This is a genomic window from Enterococcus sp. DIV2371, assembly GCF_050498525.1.
Lineage (GTDB): Bacteria > Bacillota > Bacilli > Lactobacillales > Enterococcaceae > Enterococcus_B > Enterococcus_B mangumiae.
This window is the reverse complement of the sequence record NZ_JBIPAJ010000001.1, coordinates 2,414,754-2,433,426: the sequence shown is the minus strand read 5'-3', so window position 1 is coordinate 2,433,426 and position 18,673 is coordinate 2,414,754. Positions and strand designations below refer to the sequence as shown.

20 protein-coding genes are annotated in these 18,673 nt (G+C 40.2%); 19 read left to right on the top strand and 1 reads right to left on the bottom strand.

What is annotated here, in order from left to right; all coding sequences use genetic code 11:
• Positions 1 to 36: 36 nt before the first annotated feature.
• The 13 genes from IGL24_RS11350 (at position 37) to IGL24_RS11290 (ending at position 10,188) form a co-directional block, all read left to right on the top strand.
• Complete coding sequence (locus tag IGL24_RS11350; RefSeq protein WP_010734677.1) at positions 37 to 321, top strand: BMC domain-containing protein; 285 nt, start codon at positions 37 to 39, stop codon at positions 319 to 321.
• A 136-nt stretch (positions 322 to 457) separates the two neighbouring features.
• On the top strand, positions 458 to 1,036 hold the full coding sequence (locus tag IGL24_RS11345; protein WP_206855885.1) for a hypothetical protein: 579 nt from the start codon (positions 458 to 460) through the stop codon (positions 1,034 to 1,036).
• A 3-nt stretch (positions 1,037 to 1,039) separates the two neighbouring features.
• Positions 1,040 to 1,672, top strand: coding sequence for an ethanolamine utilization phosphate acetyltransferase EutD (gene eutD / locus IGL24_RS11340; RefSeq protein WP_207700171.1), 633 nt, complete (start codon positions 1,040 to 1,042; stop codon positions 1,670 to 1,672).
• 12 nt (positions 1,673 to 1,684) lie between these two features.
• On the top strand, positions 1,685 to 2,293 hold the full coding sequence (locus tag IGL24_RS11335) for a hypothetical protein (RefSeq protein WP_207700172.1): 609 nt from the start codon (positions 1,685 to 1,687) through the stop codon (positions 2,291 to 2,293).
• 13 nt (positions 2,294 to 2,306) lie between these two features.
• A complete protein-coding gene (locus IGL24_RS11330) occupies positions 2,307 to 2,567 on the top strand; it encodes a EutN/CcmL family microcompartment protein (RefSeq protein ID WP_071867208.1) in 261 nt (86 codons plus the stop codon).
• Positions 2,568 to 2,579: 12 nt separating this feature from the next.
• Positions 2,580 to 3,719, top strand: a complete 1,140-nt coding sequence (gene eutH / locus IGL24_RS11325) for an ethanolamine utilization protein EutH (RefSeq protein WP_206855879.1) — start codon at positions 2,580 to 2,582, stop codon at positions 3,717 to 3,719.
• 13 nt (positions 3,720 to 3,732) lie between these two features.
• On the top strand, positions 3,733 to 4,176 hold the full coding sequence (locus IGL24_RS11320; RefSeq protein ID WP_071867206.1) for a cupin domain-containing protein: 444 nt from the start codon (positions 3,733 to 3,735) through the stop codon (positions 4,174 to 4,176).
• A gap of 388 nt (positions 4,177 to 4,564) precedes the next feature.
• Positions 4,565 to 5,449 (top strand): diacylglycerol/lipid kinase family protein, encoded by an 885-nt coding sequence (locus tag IGL24_RS11315; protein ID WP_206855877.1) that lies wholly within the window; start codon positions 4,565 to 4,567, stop codon positions 5,447 to 5,449.
• 362 nt (positions 5,450 to 5,811) lie between these two features.
• Positions 5,812 to 6,834, top strand: coding sequence for a phosphate/phosphite/phosphonate ABC transporter substrate-binding protein (locus IGL24_RS11310; RefSeq protein ID WP_206855875.1), 1,023 nt, complete (start codon positions 5,812 to 5,814; stop codon positions 6,832 to 6,834).
• 19 nt (positions 6,835 to 6,853) lie between these two features.
• Positions 6,854 to 7,606, top strand: a complete 753-nt coding sequence (gene phnC / locus IGL24_RS11305) for a phosphonate ABC transporter ATP-binding protein (protein ID WP_207700173.1) — start codon at positions 6,854 to 6,856, stop codon at positions 7,604 to 7,606.
• 11 nt (positions 7,607 to 7,617) lie between these two features.
• Positions 7,618 to 8,415 (top strand): ABC transporter permease subunit, encoded by a 798-nt coding sequence (locus tag IGL24_RS11300; RefSeq protein WP_207700174.1) that lies wholly within the window; start codon positions 7,618 to 7,620, stop codon positions 8,413 to 8,415.
• Position 8,416: 1 nt separating this feature from the next.
• Positions 8,417 to 9,307 (top strand): PhnE/PtxC family ABC transporter permease, encoded by an 891-nt coding sequence (locus tag IGL24_RS11295; protein ID WP_207700175.1) that lies wholly within the window; start codon positions 8,417 to 8,419, stop codon positions 9,305 to 9,307.
• A 44-nt stretch (positions 9,308 to 9,351) separates the two neighbouring features.
• Positions 9,352 to 10,188, top strand: coding sequence for a PHP domain-containing protein (locus tag IGL24_RS11290; RefSeq protein ID WP_206855866.1), 837 nt, complete (start codon positions 9,352 to 9,354; stop codon positions 10,186 to 10,188).
• 235 nt (positions 10,189 to 10,423) lie between these two features.
• On the opposite strand, the gene IGL24_RS11285 is transcribed toward IGL24_RS11290, so the two are convergent.
• Positions 10,424 to 11,113 (bottom strand): N-acetylmannosamine-6-phosphate 2-epimerase, encoded by a 690-nt coding sequence (locus IGL24_RS11285; RefSeq protein ID WP_206855865.1) that lies wholly within the window; start codon positions 11,111 to 11,113, stop codon positions 10,424 to 10,426.
• A 240-nt stretch (positions 11,114 to 11,353) separates the two neighbouring features.
• On the opposite strand from IGL24_RS11285, the gene IGL24_RS11280 reads away from it, so the two are divergent.
• The 6 genes from IGL24_RS11280 to IGL24_RS11255 all read left to right on the top strand — a co-directional run bounded on the left by IGL24_RS11280 (position 11,354) and on the right by IGL24_RS11255 (position 18,455).
• Entirely contained in the window at positions 11,354 to 12,547 is a 1,194-nt protein-coding gene (locus IGL24_RS11280) for an MFS transporter (RefSeq protein WP_207700176.1), read from the top strand.
• Between the two features lie 226 nt (positions 12,548 to 12,773).
• A complete protein-coding gene (locus IGL24_RS11275) occupies positions 12,774 to 13,106 on the top strand; it encodes a nucleotide pyrophosphohydrolase (RefSeq protein ID WP_206855861.1) in 333 nt (110 codons plus the stop codon).
• Between the two features lie 25 nt (positions 13,107 to 13,131).
• A complete protein-coding gene (locus IGL24_RS11270) occupies positions 13,132 to 13,845 on the top strand; it encodes a class A sortase (RefSeq protein ID WP_206855859.1) in 714 nt (237 codons plus the stop codon).
• Between the two features lie 311 nt (positions 13,846 to 14,156).
• Complete coding sequence (gene licT, locus IGL24_RS11265; RefSeq protein ID WP_206855857.1) at positions 14,157 to 15,005, top strand: BglG family transcription antiterminator LicT; 849 nt, start codon at positions 14,157 to 14,159, stop codon at positions 15,003 to 15,005.
• A 119-nt stretch (positions 15,006 to 15,124) separates the two neighbouring features.
• On the top strand, positions 15,125 to 16,996 hold the full coding sequence (locus IGL24_RS11260; RefSeq protein ID WP_207700177.1) for a beta-glucoside-specific PTS transporter subunit IIABC: 1,872 nt from the start codon (positions 15,125 to 15,127) through the stop codon (positions 16,994 to 16,996).
• Between the two features lie 16 nt (positions 16,997 to 17,012).
• A complete protein-coding gene (locus IGL24_RS11255) occupies positions 17,013 to 18,455 on the top strand; it encodes a glycoside hydrolase family 1 protein (protein ID WP_207700178.1) in 1,443 nt (480 codons plus the stop codon).
• Positions 18,456 to 18,673 lie beyond the last annotated feature (218 nt).

Below are 18,673 nucleotides of genomic sequence, written 5' to 3'. Positions count from 1 at the left end.
ATATTAATGATAAACATACCATAGGAGGAATTTATAATGTCAAGTACAAACGCTTTAGGAATGATCGAAACTCGTGGATTAGTAGGTGCTGTTGAAGCAGCAGATGCAATGGTGAAAGCAGCAAACGTAACATTGATCGGGAAAGAACAAGTTGGTGGCGGATTAGTAACAATCATGGTTCGTGGCGATGTTGGCGCTGTAAAAGCAGCAACTGATGCTGGTGCTGCTGCTGCTGAACGTGTAGGTGAATTATTATCTGTTCATGTGATCCCACGTCCTCACACTGAAGTAGATGCGATTTTACCAAAAGTTGCTGAATAATCATCGTAAGAGACGTCTAAAATGAAACAAGAGCCAAATGAACCGAAAATACTCCTTATATTTTTGGCTCATTTGGCTTGTTTCCAAGACGAGATCAATGCTTTGAAATAATCCATTGGAGAAAGGAGAGCGTCATATGGGTGTAATCACAGAAGACCAGTTACGGCACATGTTTCGGAAGAAAGAAATCCAATCAGGAAGCACTTTCGTCGTTTCAAAAGATTGTCTTTTGACTCCCGCAGCTTCTAGCTATTTACGTGAACATCATATTCCGCTCATGCGAGAAAATCTCGTTTCTTCTCCAATGGGGCAATCGAAGCAACCTCTTTTTGAACAAGAAACGTTGCTGCCAAGTGTGCAACGAAAAATCTGTTTAGAAATAAAGAAGCTGAAAAATCTGCTGTTCTTTCATCTATTGGAAGAAAACGATATGTATGCTGAAGGTTGGTTGTATTTAGAATATCAGCAAGAGTGGTTAGCAAACTTTAGTCGATTCGATGGGAAAACGCTCTCAGCTCATCCACCTCGACTTTCAGGAATGATCTATCGTTCCCCCTTGCAACGAAGAATCTTGCGCTATTCAATCAATGAGATCGAGTATCAAGTAGAAAAAGTCAGTCAATTGTTGGAAGCAGAACTTCCAGCATACTTAGCTATTTTTATGTTATGGGCAGAAGAATTGCAAAGTATTATTCAACTGCCGAAAAACGAGTAGGAGATGAACCGATTGGATCATTTAAATGAAATTATCAATGAAGTAGTCCAACGTATCCAGTCACAGCAAAATTCTTTTGAAGTAGAAGCTTCAGGAAGACACGTGCATTTGAGCCGTAAAGATATCGATGCATTATTTGGTCCTGGATACCAATTAACGAAAGTAAAAGAATTGTCTCAACCCGGTCAGTATGTCTGCAAAGAGCGGATCACTGTCGCAGGGCCAAAAGGCTTATTCCAAAATGTCGTTATTTTAGGACCTGAACGCGCCGAGTCACAAGTCGAAGTATCGATGACGGATACACGTATTTTAGGTAGTCGCGTGCCTGTCAGAGAAAGTGGCAAAATCGAAGGATCACCAGGTGTTGTCTTAATGAACGGTGAGTCAGCTGTTCAACTAGATAAAGGATTGATCGTAGCAAAACGACATATCCACATGACACCAGAAGATGCAGATAAAAATCAAGTAGTCAATGGTCAAACAGTGAAAGTACGTGTGGAAGCAAGTCGTCCACTGATCTTTGATGATGTCGTGGTTCGCGTCAGTCCAGATTTTGCAACGTATATGCACATTGATTACGATGAAGCAAATGCTTGTGGATTGAACAAAGGAGATCGTGGCTATATTTGTAAATAGGGAGGGGATTTCGTGAAGGTAACGGAGATTGAAAAAGTGATTCAGCAAGTCACAGAAATGCTGATGAAACGATTGCCTCCAGCTGACTATCAGTTAGCGTTGACAGAGGCAAAAGCAGGTTATCCTCAAACGTTATTCGCTGATCTATCAATGGTCGATTGGATAGAAGGGCAAGATCCAACAAAATGTGATGGCTTAGTTGTCCCACACGTCAGTCTTTCTCAGTTGGCTGCTATCGCTCAATTACTTCCGACAGATCATCAAACGACGAGTATCCTTTCTTTTTTGTTCGCAGGAAAGCCTGTACTAGTTTTGCAAGCTGAGTCAGCGAATGATTCGAGCAAAATGAAGTATCACTTAAAAAAGAAAGTCAATGAACTAGCAAAGCAATGCGAACGCTACGGGATGTACTTTTTCGAACAGGAAAACACAGGCTACGACGCATTTTTAGCGAGTTGCCGGAAAAAGCCGTTAGCGAAGGAGTTGCCTAGCCGGAAGTATGTGACGGAGAAGCAATTGATCCAGCGATTGCAACAAACAAATGGAATAGATTTAACGAGTCAAGAACGGTTGACACCCTTAGCAGAGGAATATGCGCTAAGAAATCGTTTATTCAAATGAGGAGGGATCACGTATGCTATTAGGGAAAGTGACTGGAAGTCTATGGTCGACCAGAAAAGATGAAAAACTAAATGGTTGGAAATTACTGATGGTCGATGTATTAGATGAGAAAGAAACGAAAATAGGATTTATTGTCGCAGCAGACAATGCCGGTGCCGGTGTCGGTGACAAGGTATTGATCAGCAAAGGGCAAGCTGCCAGAATTTCAGCTGGTGATCCAGATACACCTATTGATGCAATGATTGTCGGTGTAATTGATTCAATTGAAGAATAAAGGAGATTTACGATGAGTATCAATGAAATCATTATGTATATCATGGTTCTTTTTATGGTTATCGGCGGGATCGATAAATGTATCGGGAACAAATTAGGATTAGGGGAACAATTTGAAGAAGGTTTGATGGCGATGGGTTCATTAGCCTTATCAATGGTCGGGATCATCACATTAGCACCTGTTCTTGCAACGGTTCTTAGCCCAATCGTTGTACCGGTATATGAATTTTTAGGGGCTGACCCTTCCATGTTTGCGACGACTTTGTTAGCAAACGATATGGGCGGATTTGCTTTGGCACAACAAATGGCACATGATCCACAAGCTGGCTTGTTCGCCGGTGCGATCTTAGGCGCAATGATGGGACCAACTTTAGTGTTCACGATCCCTGTTGCTTTAGGAATCATTGAAAAAGAAGATCAACAATACTTAGCAACAGGTGTATTGAGCGGAATCATCACAATTCCACTAGGCTTGTTAGCGGGTGGTTTAGTTGCGGGTATGCCATTGAGCATGATTTTACCAAACTTATTACCGATCGTGATCGTTGCAGCTTTGATCATTGTAGGTCTATGGTTAGCGCCACAAGGAATGATCAAAGGGTTCAATGTCTTTGGTAAAGGTGTAGTGATCGTTGCAATCGCTGGCTTGATCGTTGGTGCGATCCAACAATTGATCGATATCACATTGATTCCAGGAATTGCTCCAGTTACAGAAGGGATTGAAGTAGTTGGTGATATTGCATTGACATTAGCCGGTGCATTCTGTTTAGTCGCTGTGATCACGCGAGTATTCAATAAACCATTGATGAAATTAGGAAAAGTGTTAGGCATGAATGAAATTGCAGCTGCCGGCATGGTGGCTACATTAGCAAACAACATTCCAATGTTCCAAATGTTGAAAGATATGGATCGCCGTGGAAAAATCATCAACGTGGCATTTGCAGTGTCTGCTTCATTCATCTTAGGCGATCACTTAGGCTTCACTGCCGGTGTGGCAAAAGAAATGATTTTCCCGATGATGGTCGGAAAAATCGTTGGCGGGATCACTGCGATCTTTGTGGCAGTGTTCATGGCGAATCGTTTATTAGGAAAAGAAAAAGAAGTAACTGTAAAAGAAAAAACGACTGCAAAAGAGCAAACGATCGTAGAATAGGAGCGTAACGAAAATGGCAGAATTGGATCGTCAAATGATCGAAAACTTAGTACGACAATTAGTGATGGAAAAATTGATGCCGGCAAAACAGGTCGATCCTAGTGGAGTGGCTTCAATTAGACTAGCAGAAATGACTGTCTCTGAAGAAGATCGTCTTGATACAGGAAACCCTGCGGATCGAGTATACACGAAAGATCTCTTTTCATTACAAGAAAGCCCACGCCTTGGTTGCGGCATCATGGAAATGACGGATACGACTTTTGACTGGACATTGGAATATGACGAAATCGATTACGTGATTTCTGGTCAGCTAGATATATTGATCGACGGGCGTAAAGTCTCTGCAAAAGCTGGCGAACTGATCTTGATTCCGAAAAGTACGAGTATCCAGTTCTCAGTAACTGGGGAAGCACGTTTTATCTACGTGACTTATCCAGCAGACTGGCAATCACAATAAGCTAAGTGTTTCGGAAGCACCGCTTATTTGGTTTTATGAGTGATCGAACGTCATGACCTCAACAAAAAATGGATAGGTGCAATAATCAATTTAAGTGAGTGTTTATTTTTTATTTCAAGTATCGATACAAGAGATCATGAAAGTAGATCAACGAGATGTTAAAGCCGAATAAGCCGTGCTTCCGAATGGCTTTTCTTAGTGAGTCATGTGGTGCGTTTCGCGCGACAGTACTTGTTACATCAAATCAATCATAACTATTGAAAAGCTGTGGATGCTGTATTCAGGATCTACGGCTTTTTTAGCGTGTTCTCTTGTAGCATCATCACTTAGAATTTTCTTGTTTTATGTTATTGTAATAGAAAGAACAAACAAGAAAGGAAGAAATCGTATGAAAAAAGCATTGCTGATCGTTAACCCTAGTTCTGGAGGAGAAAAAGCAAAAGAATATGAAGAAATGGCAGAAAACAAATTGCGTACTCTTTTTGATGAAGTGACAGTTTTGCATACGGAAAAAAGTGGGGATGCGACGAAGTTTGCGCAAGAAGCTGCCGCCGATCAAATCCATAGTGTCTTTGCGATGGGCGGGGATGGTACGGTGAATGAAGCTATCAGCGGCTTGGCAGAACAAGCGCATCGCCCCAATTTTGGCTTCTTTCCATTGGGCACAGTGAATGACTTAGCCCGAGCGTTGGACATTCCATTAGAACCTGAAGAAGCGCTGGAACATCTTTCAATCGAATCAACCAAGTCGTTAGATATTGGTAAGATCAATGATCAATATTTTATGAACGTTGTTGCGATCGGAACGATTCCAGAAGCCATCAATGATGTTGATCCTGAAAAGAAAACCAAACTAGGCAAAATGGCTTATTTTGTTTCAGGTTTCAAGCAACTGACGAATACGCAATCCTATACGTTCCGTGTAGAAGTTGACGGTGTAGATGAAGAAATCGAAAGTAGTACACTGTTGATCGGTTTGACGAACTCAGTCGGTGGCTTTGAAACACTTTTACCAAAAGCCGAAATCAATGATGGTAAGCTGCACTTCGTATATTTGAAAGATCGTTCATTTATGGATACCTTAAAAGCCGTTCCTGATCTGATCAAAGGCGTCGATGCGACGACTGAAAATCTTGCTTATCAGACAGCAGAGAAGTTAGTGATCTCTTTAGTAGATGAAGAAGAGTTAGCAACAAATATCGATGGCGATGAAGGAACAAAGCTTCCGGTAACGATCCAAGTATTACCGTCTCATTTATCGGTTTATTGCTAAAAGTAAAAGCGAGTAAACTGTGTCTCAATCGCAACTAGACCAACGGTGTAAAATCAAGAACAGGACGATCGAAAATCGAAAAAGGACGATTGAGTGAGTGAACAAAATCACTGGATCGTCCTTTATTTTTGCGTTTTTTTGTAAATGTTCGATGAATTTGTTAAGAGGATCGCTTGAAGTTTTTCACTGATTTTTTTTAAAGAACAGACGTACCAATGTGTCTGGGTATCAAAGAAAAGAACCCTTGTTTTACAAATGATTTACAATCTTCATTTACTCCTATCGTGAAGTCCATTAGAAATTTACATTGAATCCATAAAATAAGAGATGTACCAAATAAAAAACAAGGGAGTTTACCACACATGTTTTGGAATAAAAGACGATTGAAAGTTATTAGTGCGATGTTTTTCATGACCGGTTTATTTTTATTAGCTGGGTGTAATTCCAATGCTCAAGCAGATGGCGAAAGTCAGAATTCTTCCGAACCAATCAAGATTGCTTTTTATCCAAATGAATCAGCAAGTGAATTTGAACAATCAAGAAATGAGATCCAAACGATCGTATCAGAAGCAACAGGTAGAGATGTCGAGATCGTTATTAGTACAGATTATAATATCGTGATCGAATCGATTGCGAACGGACAAGTAGATTTAGCGTATATGGGACCAGATGGTTATATTGAAGCCAATCGTAAAAATGAAAATGTTCAAGCGTTTCTAACAAATTCAGGCGCGAGTGGCACGCTGGAAGATGCTGTGTATTACAGTTTTATCGTAGTTAACGAAGAAGATACGGAAGAGTACCAAGAAGATGGCGAATATACACTTGAACCAATCGAGGGCAAAACTTTTTCATTTGTATCTAATTCTTCCACTTCTGGTTTTAGAGTACCAAGTCAAGCAATCGTTGATCAGTTTGGACTCGGCAGCTCAGATGAGTTGATCATTGATGGTGACTTCTTCAATAAAGTACTTTTCGGTGGTTCACACCAAGGATCTGCGGTGAACTTGCTTAAAGGTGATGCCGACGTAGCAGCATTTATGAACATGGCTCAATATTTTGATGTCGTGGAAGGTGAAGCAAATCAAGCGGGTGTCGTTTACCAAGTCAAAGCAGATGCAGAGGCACCATTTGATACAGTGAGAGGGAAAAAAGCACGTGTGATCCATTCGATCCCTGTGTTGAACGGTCCACTCGTTGCCAACAGAGATAATTTGGATGAAGAAACCGTCGATAAAATCACTCAAGCAATGATGAGTGAGGAAGTGACAAACAATGAAGCAATCTTTTCACCGAAAGACTCTGAATCAGTTGGGCTATTCCAGAAAGAAGCCGATGAACAGTTCGTTGAAGTCACTGACAGTTTCTATGACCCACTTCGCTAAGAAGTAGAAAGGACGAGCCATGCTATTACAAGTAGACTCGATTTCAAAAACGTATAGTAACGGAAAACAAGCGCTAAAAGATATTTCCTTTCAACTAGAAAAAGGAGAATTTGTTTCGATCATCGGACCTTCTGGTGCAGGAAAATCCACGATTTTGCGTTGTATCAATCAGTTGATTTCTGCGAATGAAGGAGCCGTTTACTTTGAAGAAGAAGATATGCAGCATCTAAAGAAGAAGTCGTTACGCTTGAAACGTAGAAGGATCGGTATGATTTTCCAACATTATAATTTAGTCAGTCGCCTCACAGCCGTTGAAAATGTCCTTCATGGCAGACTTGGATATAAGTCTGTCGTGAAAGGATCGATTGGAGTCTATAACGAAGCAGAAAAACAGGAAGCTTTCGATTTATTAGAAAAAGTCGGCTTGTCAGAGTTTGCGTATACGCGTTGTGATGAATTGAGTGGTGGACAAAAACAACGTGTCGGTATTGCTCGCGCATTGATGCAACGTCCTGCATTGATCTTATGTGACGAACCGATTGCCTCTTTAGACCCTAAATCCTCAAAAGTCGTGATGGATTATTTGCAACAAGTGACAAAAGAATTGGCGATTGCTTGTTTAGTCAATCTCCACCAAGTAGAAGTCGCAATCGATTATTCTGATCGAATCATTGGTGTGAACAGTGGCAATGTCGTGTTCTCAGGAAAACCAGAAGAACTGACAACAACAGAGATCAATCAGATTTATCAGTCAGACGAATTGTTAGTATAGGAGGGGTGTCGATGGATAAGGCGCTGAATCAAGATCTTTTTCGAAAAAAGAAGCAGTTGTTATTTGTGACACTCTTCAGCTTTGTTGTCGTGTACGTTGTCTTTTCGCAATTTGTTGGTTTTCAATTTGGGACGGCGGCTGTAGCTATTCCTCAGAGTTTTGTCTGGCTGTTCACCAATTTTATCCCGACAGAAAATTCGATCCAATCATTGCCATTGATTTTATCTAAATTAGTAGAAACGGTCTTGCTGTCGATCACAGCGACGATGACTGCTACAGTGCTCTCATTGATCACCGCAATCATCGGCTCGGAAACGACTGGTCTGAATAAAGCGACAAAAACAATTGCAAGGGTATTTGCTAGCTTTTTCAGGAATATCCCGATCGTCGTATGGGCAATGGTCTTACTATTGAGCTTCAAGCAAAATGAATTTACCGGCTATTTAGCGATCACCTTTACGACATACGGTTACTTGACACGCTCGTTTATGGAAACGATTGATGAGGTCGCTGGTAGTATCACGGAAGCAATGACAGCGACTGGTGCTTTTTACTTTGCGATCATTTTCCAAGGTGTCTTACCCATGGTCTTTGGTCAGCTGATCAGTTGGATATTATTCATGATCGAAAACAATATCCGTGATGCGACATTAGTCGGCATACTAACAGGAACAGGGGTTGGTTTTCTATTTGATCTCTATTATAAGAAATTTCGCTACGATATGGCAGGAATGGTCATCTTGACGATCGTCATCATCGTGATCGCATTGGAACTTTCGTCCAATAAAATTAGGAGGATGATTCACTGATATGGTCCAACGACAAAGTGAGCTTGAATTGGCGGTGACAGAAACCGTCTTGACACAACCAACAAAAATCAGACGAAACTCAAAAAAGAAAATCCGGATTCGTGTATGGAAAACGTATCGGGTCGTACCTTGGGTCTTGTTTACTCTACTGACCGGTGTATCGATCTATACGTTATTAACGATGGATTATGGAGAGGTTGTATTGCTAGATGCGACGAGACAATTTTTTACAGACTTGCAACGGATTTTTCTCCAGCCAAGACTTTCTGGACGTTTTTCATTGGAAACCTTGTTGCAAGCTTTAGGGGTGACAGTCGGTCTAGCAGTGATCACCACATTGCTCGGGGGAGTAACAGCTTTCTTGATGGCATTGTTCACAGCAAGGAATATCAGCCATTCGGGCATTTCAAACGCAATCCGAACAGTGATGTCCTTCATTCGGGCGGTGCCGACGATCTTATGGGTCATGATTTTCTCGATTTTGATCGGTTTAGGCGCCAATGCGGCAATCATTGGGATGTCTTTCCATACGATTGCTTATCTAACGAAAGTCTTTTCTGAGAGTATCGAAGAAATCGATGCTGGCGTGATCGAAGCGTTACGTGCGTGTGGCGCAAGTTGGTGGCACATTGTTTTCCAAGCAATCGTCCCTTCTTGTATGACAGCCTTACTTTCTTGGTTGTTTATCCGCTTCGAGATCAACTTTACGAATGCAATCGCTGTTGGTGCCGCCGCTGGAGCGGGTGGATTAGGCTTCCAACTCGCGATGACAAGTAGTTTTTATTTTGATTTTCATGAGATCGGTGTATTGGTGTATATGATTTTAGCAGTGGTAGCGATCTTGGAAGTCGTGGCGATCAGACTACGGAAAAAATATATCATCCATGCTTGATTGAGAACAAAAAATTGATTGGGAAAAGGAGAGGAGAAAGTCGAGTGAAAGCAGATTTACACATTCATAGCTATTTTTCAGATGGCAGTAGTTCGCCAGAAGAATTACTCAAATTAGCGTTAAAGCATCAAATAAATATCCTGTCCGTCGTGGATCAAGACACTTCGGCAGGATTAGCTCAAATCAGACAGGTCTTCGCTCCTTCTCCAATCAATTTTATTGAAGGTATCGAAGTGACTGCTTACGATTTCAAACGCCATCAACAGGTACATATCTTAGGATATAACTTGACGAATTATCAGTACATCGAGCAGCTGTGTGAACCTTTGCGTGCGGCACGCACGAGAAACACACTGCGCCAATTGAAACGAATCCAAACTGAAGGATTTCGTATCAAAGAAGAACAGGTGCGACAGTTTGCAAAACAGGCGCCTGCTCTTTACAAACAACACATTGTCTCTGCACTGATCAAAGCAGGATATGATACATCAATCAACGGGCATCTTTACCGCAAGTTATTCAAACAAAATGATTTTGGTCAAGAAGAGACCGAAATGATCGATGTCTATGAAGTCATCCAAGCCATCAAGCTAGGTGGAGGCATGTCAGTTGTCGCTCATCCAGGAAAATTGGATAGTTTTGATCTGATTCCTGAACTCGCTTCATTTGGCATCCATGGCATCGAAAAATACCATCCAGAACATAGCCTGAAAGATCAAAGAAGGGTACAGGAGCTGATTGAACGCTTCCAGATTCGTTGCTTCGGCGGTTCTGATTTTAAAGGGAAAAACGGTCCAGATTATTTTGGCGAATGTATGATGTCCAATGTGCGTGAATTTCCTGATGAGCTATTATTAGATGCTCAGATGCAAGCAAACTAGATTTTTATCTTCTATTTTTATCCGATACTTAGCCCCCCAGCTAAAAAGACGGTTCTTTCATTGGCGCGATTACCTTAGCGCTTTTGGAAGAGCGTTTTTTTATGTACATAAAAATCTCTGAGGTATGGATCATTTTTTCGACTGCTTAAAAAAAGATGTTGGCAGATTTTACCAACATCAAAATTGTAACGGTTAGCTGTGACTGAAAGACAGCAGTATATTTTTATAGTGTTGATCAATCTAGCGCATCAACAAATCGCTGCGTGATTTCTTGGGGGCGGGTAATGGCACCGCCAACCACGATTCCAGCTACGCCTAAAGTTTGGATCTCCTTGGCTTGTTGTGGAGTATGGATTTTTCCTTCTGCAATCACAGACACATCTGCTTCTAGGAGGCGTTTGATCAAGACCATATCAGGACCGTCTGTTTCTTCACTTTCTTCGGTATAACCGCTTAATGTCGTTCCGACAAAATCGATCCCGGCTTTATGTGCATTGATTCCTTCTTCAAATGTAGCAATGTCTGCCATGAACAATTGATCAGGATATTTTGTTTTGATTTGTTCAATGAATTCGTTGATCGATAAGCCGTCATGTCGCTTGCGCAACGTGCAATCAAGTGCGATCACTTCGACACCAGTTGCTACTAACTCATCCACTTCTTTCATCGTTGCGGTGATAAACGGTTTTTCAGGAGGATAGTCTCGTTTGATGATGCCGATCATCGGCAAATCAACTGTCGCTTTGATCTCTAAAATATCTCTGACTGAATTTGCCCGAATGCCAACTGCTCCAGCTTTTTTTGCGGCTAATGCAAAATAAGGCATCAAACCACCTTCTTCTGAATAAAAAACTTCGCCAGGTAATGCTTGGCAAGAAACGATCAATCCCTGATTGATTGTTTCTAAAAATTCTTGTTTATCCATTTGTCAAAAACTCCAATCTGAAAACAATAATAACCCATTTCTACCAAAAATATAGCATCCGCTTTCATAAGTGTAAAGGGAAAGGGCTTTAGTAAAATCGCCACTTATTGAAAAAAACAATAGTTTACAAAAGAAGAAATAACCTTTTTTCGTATATACTGAAAAAGTTCTTGATTTTTTCTTAAATTTTAGATATGATTTTAACAATTTAGGGTTATTTAAAAGAAAAGGGGAAGAAAAATGACGAAGTATCAACGAAAGGTATTATTATCAACATCGGCGGGTATTGCTTTAGAAAATATGGATATTATGTTTTTAGCTTTTTCATTATCTTCAATGATTGCAACTTTTAATATTAGTGGAACGCAAGCAGGTTTGATTGCAACGATCACTAATTTAGGGATGCTCGTTGGAGGTATTTTTTTTGGATTGATGGCAGACAAATACGGTAGAGTCAAAGTGTTTTCACAAACCGTCATTTTGTTCTCAATTGCTTCATTATTAATGTATTTTGCATCGAATATTTATCTTGTCTATCTCTTTCGCCTCATCGCAGGGATCGGCGCTGGTGGGGAATACGGCGCATGTATGTCTCTGATTTCTGAAAGCTTTTCAAAGAAACAAATCGGCCGTGCGTCTTCTGTTGCCGCTATTGGTGCACAAGTTGGGGCAGCTCTGGCAGCAATCTTAGCAGCGGTGATCATTCCTTTATTTGGATGGAAAATGCTTTACGTCATCGGTGTATTACCGGTCTTGATGGTTTTGTTTATTCGAAAAGGGTTAAAAGAACCAGAAGCATTTGAGGAAACAAAAGAAACTGGTAAAAAGACAAAGCTTAGTCATTTGTTCCAAACGAAGCAATTGGCGTGGCAAACAACAGGTTTAAGCTTAATGGTTACTGTACAGATCGCCGGCTACTTTGGGTTGATGAATTGGCTGCCTTCGATCATGCAAGCACAACTTGGTCTATCGGTATCTGGCTCCTCTTTATGGATGATCAGCACGATTTTAGGTATGTCATTAGGAATGATGACATTCGGGATCATCATGGATAAAGTTGGTCCAACATTAGCGTTTGGCTTATTCTTGATTTGTTCCTCTCTGTCTGTCTTTTTGCTTGTCCTTGCGCATAGTCAATGGAGTTTAGTTGCAGCAGCAGTAGTCGTGGGCTACTTCATCAATGGTATGTATGGTGGTTATGGTGCAATCATCAGTAGTTTGTATCCAACCGAGATCCGTGCAACAGCGAATAACTTTATCATGAACTTAGGCCGTGCAGTTGGTGGTTTCTCATCGATCGTGATCGGATTTCTAATGGATCATTATAGTTTGACGGCGGTGATTCTATTTTTAAGTGGTATTTATTTAATCAGTTTGGTTGTCTTGATGACTTTATCAGGAGTGAGAGATCTAAAAACGAGCTTACAACAATAGGAGATCGATCTAAACATAAGAACAGATTGAGGTTGTATCAGAAGCATTAAAAAGGGGCGAAATCAGCCCCCAACTTACATAACAAATATATTTACTATTTTAAAGCTACTATATGATGTTTCTTTTTTTATAAAAAATAGAATAGATTATTAAAATAAGTCTAAACTATTTTTTCTCTAAACATGGTATGATTGAAGTAACTCGATTTAAAAGTAGGAGAAGATCAATGGAAAAAAGTATGGCAAACATCAACCGCTTTAGAGATGATCGGAATTGGCGTCAATTTCATAATGAAAAAGATTTGGCGATTTCGATTTCTTTAGAAGCATCAGAACTATTGGAATTATTCCAATGGAAGCAACCAGAAGAAGTCACAACGGCTCAACTTGAGCGAATCAAAGAAGAACTAGCAGATGTGCTGATCTACTCTTATATGATGGCGGACAATCTAAATTTAGATATCGACACGATCATTGAAGAGAAGTTACAAAAGAATGCACGTAAATATCCAGTAGAAAAAAGTAAAGATAAAAAAGAAAAATATACGGAGCTATCATAGGTAGAGCATGATTGGAGGAAAAGAGATGAATAAAAAGGGAAGAGTCAAAAAGTGGCTCGTCAATTTCCTGTTGTTTCTACTATTATTAGTAGGATTAGCTTTGATTTTTAATGAACAGATCAAAGACTTTTTTGTTAAAAACACCGGAGATGCGTACGCCATCGCTAACGTATCTCGTGAAGATATCGTAAAAAACAATCAAAAAGACGCAAACTTTGACTTTGATTCGGTCGAGTCAATGAGTTCAGAAGCGGTATTGAGAGCCCAATTGAATCGACCAGATCTACCGGTCATCGGAAGTATCGCTGTACCATCCGTTTCGATCAACTTACCGATTTTTAGAGGATTGGATAATGCGAACTTATTATACGGAGCAGGAACTTTAGATCCGGATCAAGAAATGGGGAAAGGGAACTACGCCTTAGCCAGTCACCGTGCTAACAATCCAGAACTACTTTTTACCCCATTAGAAAATCTAAATTTAGGGGATAAAATCTATATCGTCGATTTAGAAAATGTCTATACGTACAAAGCGACATTTAAAGAAAAAGTCGATCCTTCGGCAACAGAATTATTGAATATCGAAGAAGGAAAAGAATTGATCACCTTAATCACTTGTGGTGACATGGATGCCATCACACGCTTAGTCGTCCAAGGAGAACTCGAAAGCATCACACCAATGAAAGAAGCAACCCAAGAAATGAAAAACGCCTTTGATATGCCAACGAGAACGTTTTAAGAGAGGTTGTGAGAAAGCCGTTCACCTCCAACTAATAAGGCAACTTTTGAGAAAATAGTTTTTTTATTTTTTCAAAAGTTGCCTTATTTTATTCGTATGTTGCCAAGATTGTTTTTATAGGATGCTGAAAAGTTATTCCTTTCTAAAAAAATAAAAATTATGAAAAGGGTTGCATAACTAATGTAATAGTGATATAGTAAATGTAGTTAATCGATGGATTGTTACTGTTCGGCAGGCAAAACCAGAATTCAGCTAGTACTTACGGGCGGATTCTAGGTTTTTTTTATTTTTTAGTTGGGAGGGCGATGTAGATGGTCATAGAAAAAGTCTTGAATAATAATGTCGTCATTTCAAAAAATGAATTAGGCGAAGAAATCATCTGCATGGGGAAAGGCATTGCTTTTCAAAAAAAATCAGGCGATACGATCCCTAATGAATCGATCCAAAAAGAATTTGTGTTAAAAGATTCTTTTACCACGCATCAGTTCCAACAATTGATGGCGGATGTCCCGCTAGAAGAAATCGAGCTTGTGAAACAGATCGTGGATCTCGCGGAAGAACAACTAAAAATACAATTGTCGCCAAACATCTATTTAACACTGACAGATCACATCCATTATGCGATCAGTCGGGCAAAAGAAAACATCGAATTACCTAACCCTTTACTATTTGAAACCAAAAAGTTTTATCCAAAAGAATATCAAGCAGCTAAACAAGCCCTTCAACTAGTTGAAGCAAAGCTTGGTGTGAGTTTGCCAGCGGATGAAGCAGGTTTCATTGCCTTTCATTTCGTCAATAGTGAACAAGGGAATGGGGATATGCAAGTAACGATGGCGGCAACGAAAATGGTGCGAGATATCTTAAGTATCATCAGTAAATTTTTCGGTATCGTCTTCGATGAAGATTCCTTGAATTATCAACGAATCATCACACATTTACAATTTTTCACGCAACGGTATTTAAAAGATGAAACATCGGACGAGAAAGACGAATTTCTTTATGCACTCGTCCAAGGAAAGTACCCAAAAGCGTTTCGCTGTGTGGAACGTATCAATGAATATCTTGTACAAACGCAACAAAAAGAGATGGGACCAGGAGAACAAATCTATCTGACGATCCACATCCAACGCGTAGTAACAGAAAAACAAACCCAATCATAAGGATTGTTACTGGATCAGGCAGGCAAAACCTAGATTGAAAATATGGACACGTCTAGACACGTGACCGTTTTTTCAATCTAGGTTTTTTATTTTTTATCAAAAAGAAAGAAGGAACGAATATGGATAATCAAGCAGTAGGACGGAGAGTCTGGGAAGCCGTAGGCGGAGAAAAAAATGTAAATAGTTTAGTGCATTGTGCGACAAGATTACGTTTCAAATTAAAAGATGAATCAATGGCAGACACACAGAAATTAAAAAATGATCCAGATGTGATCCAAGTCGTGCAAAGTGGCGGCCAGTATCAAGTCGTGATCGGCAGTAATGTGTCGGATGTCTACCAAGCAATCGTTGATGAACAAGGTTTAGGTGAAGGCGTAAATTCAGATAGTGAAGATACAAGTAAAAATCCGTTGAATCGATTGATCGATATTATTTCAAGTATCTTTACACCGTTTTTAGGTGCAATGGCAGCAGCGGGGATATTGAAAGGTTTCTTATCACTTGCGACAGTATTAGGTTGGTTGGCAGCTGATAGCGGCGCTTATCAAATCTTGTTTGCAGCAGCAGACGGAGTCTTTACTTTCCTACCAGTGATGTTAGCTTTTACGGCTGCAAAGAAATTCAAGACCAATCAGTTTTTATCGGTAGCGATCGCTATGGCGTTAGTCTATCCAACAATCACACAGTTAGCAGGTTCAGGGACGGCAGTTGACTTTTTCGGTCTACCAGTGATCTTGTCTCAATCTGGTTATACTTCTTCTGTTATTCCGATTATTTTAGCTGTATGGGTACAAAGTAAGTTTGAACCACTTGTGAAGAAAGTCATTCCACAATTTTTACAAATGATTTTTGTACCAATGATCGTCTTGTTAGTGATGGTTCCTTTAACATTTTTAGTATTAGGACCAATTGGAACCGTTATCGGTAATGCGTTAGGTGGCTTATTCAACTCGATCTACAGCTTCAGTCCATTAGTTGCTGGGGTCATCATGGGTAGTATGTGGCAAGTGTTAGTTATGTTCGGGATGCACTGGGGCTTTGTGCCAATCATCTTCTTGAATATTGAACAATATGGGTTTGATGTCTTGATGCCAATGCTTTTACCAGCAATCTTGGCACAAGGTGGTGCAGCACTAGGTGTCGCTTTACGCACGAAAGATTCAAAATTGCGTTCATTAGGGATCTCTTCTATGATCACTTCATTTTTCGGTATCACTGAACCAACTGTTTATGGTGTTACTTTACCATTGAAAAAACCGTTTATCGTTGCTTGTATTTCAGGCGGTATCGGTGGAGGAATCATTGGTTTTGCCGGAGTTAAAGCATTCTCTAGTGGCTTGATCAGTTTACTAACGATCCCAACATTTATCAGTACTGATCCAGCACTTGAATCAAGTGTCACAATGGCAGTTATCGGTACGGCTGTTGCCTTTGTTCTTGGCTTTATCGGTACTTACTTGATTGGCTTTGATGAGGAAGTACAGGACCAAAAATTAGAAAAAACAGAAACAACGACAGGTGATACGATCAGTACCGCACGTCACAACTTGAAAAGCCCATTGACTGGAAAAGTTTTGCCATTAACAGAAGTACCGGATAAAGTTTTTTCTTCTGGCGCAATGGGAAAAGGGATCGCTATTGATCCTGAAAAAGGCGAATTAGTTGCTCCAGCAGAAGGGGAGATCACGACGATTTTTCCAACAGGTCATGCAGTTGGTTTGACAACGACAGATGGAGTTGAGATTTTGATGCACATCGGGATGGATACTGTGGAATTGAACGGTGAAGGATTCGAAACGTTCGTCAAACAAGGAGATAAAGTAAAAGCAGGGGACTTGCTTGTCCGCTTTGATATTGAGAAAATAAAAGCAGCAGGCTATAGCGTCATCACCCCTGTTGTCGTAACAAATACTGATCGCTTTGCAGATGTATTAGAACTTGATCAACAAGAAATTATTGCTAATGAAGATTTTCTGGCAATTGTAAAATAAAAGGAGGAAACCAACAATGGTAGCACGATTCAAAAAAGACTTTTTATGGGGTGGCGCAACAGCCGCAAATCAATTAGAAGGCGCTTTTGACCGCGATGGCAAAGGCTTATCAGTAGCAGATGCAATGCCTGGAGGAAAACAACGTTTTGCGGTTATCGGCAGTGAAGAATTTGATTGGACGATCGATGAGGAGAAATACCTTTATCCAAACCATCGTGGGATCGAACACTATGATCGCTTCAAAGAAGATATCGCGTTATTTGCGGAAATGGGTTTTAAAAGTTATCGCTTTTCGATTGCTTGGACACGTATTTTTCCACAAGGGGATGAACAAACACCGAATGAAGCTGGCTTAGCTTTTTACGATGAGTTGATCGATACTTGTTTGAGCTATGATATCGAGCCAGTCATTACGATCTCTCATTATGAAATGCCGTTACACTTGGCAAAAGAATATGGTGGGTGGAAAAATCGACAATTGATCGAGTTTTATGAACGTTTTGCTCGTACCGTATTAGAACGTTACAGCAGTAAAGTGAAATATTGGATGACGTTCAACGAAATCAACTCTGCTTTTCATTTCCCAGCATTGAGTCAAGGGTTAGTTAAAAGTAATGGGGCAAGTGACTACCAAAACATTTTTCAAGCATGGCACAATCAGTTTGTCGCTAGCAGTAAAGCGGTGAAAATCGCACACGAGTTGCGTCCTGATATCCAAGTAGGCTGCATGATCATCTATGCAACGACTTATAGTATCGATGCAAATCCGATCAATCAAGTCGCTACATTAATCCAAAACCAAGAGTTCAACTTCTTCTGTACAGATGTGCAAGTACGTGGAGAATATCCAGCTTATACAGCACGTACGTATAAAAAATATGGGGTAGACGTTGACAAATTAGAGCAAACGGAAGAAGATTTCCAATTACTAAAAGAATATCCAGTCGACTATATCGGCTTTAGTTACTATATGTCATCAGCCATCGATGAAACGAATCCAGATGCGGACACATCGAATGGGAACTTACTAGGTGGGGTGAAAAATCCATTCCTTGAAGCAAGTGAGTGGGGATGGCAAATCGATCCTGAAGGCTTACGTGTGGCATTGAATGAATTATACAACCGCTATGAAAAACCACTGTTTATTGTCGAAAATGGTTTGGGAGCCATCGATAAAGTGGAAGAAGATGGAACGATCAATGATGACTATCGTATCGATTACTTACGTCGTCATATTGAAGCGATGGCCGACGCAGTTGCCGATGGCGTCGATTTGATGGGCTACACACCATGGGGCTGTATTGATTTAGTTAGTGCATCGACAGGTGAAATGAGCAAACGCTACGGATTTATCTATGTTGATCTCGATGATGAAGGAAATGGCACTTTAACGCGTTCAAAGAAAAAATCTTTTGATTGGTACAAAGCAGTCATAAAAACGAACGGCGAAGAATTATAAAAAATAACGACTGGGCCATTTTGATAGGAAAGCGTTTGAAGAAACGAAACCTTGCATATTTAACAATCGTATGCAAATATGAATAAAATTCTATATGTTTTTATAATTGACGATTATGTTATTAAATCAAGGATATAACAAAGGTACTAAAAAAGTATAAGAATAAGCTTAGACGTTTTGTTATGTCTAAGCTTATTATTTGTGCTTAGGTAGACCAA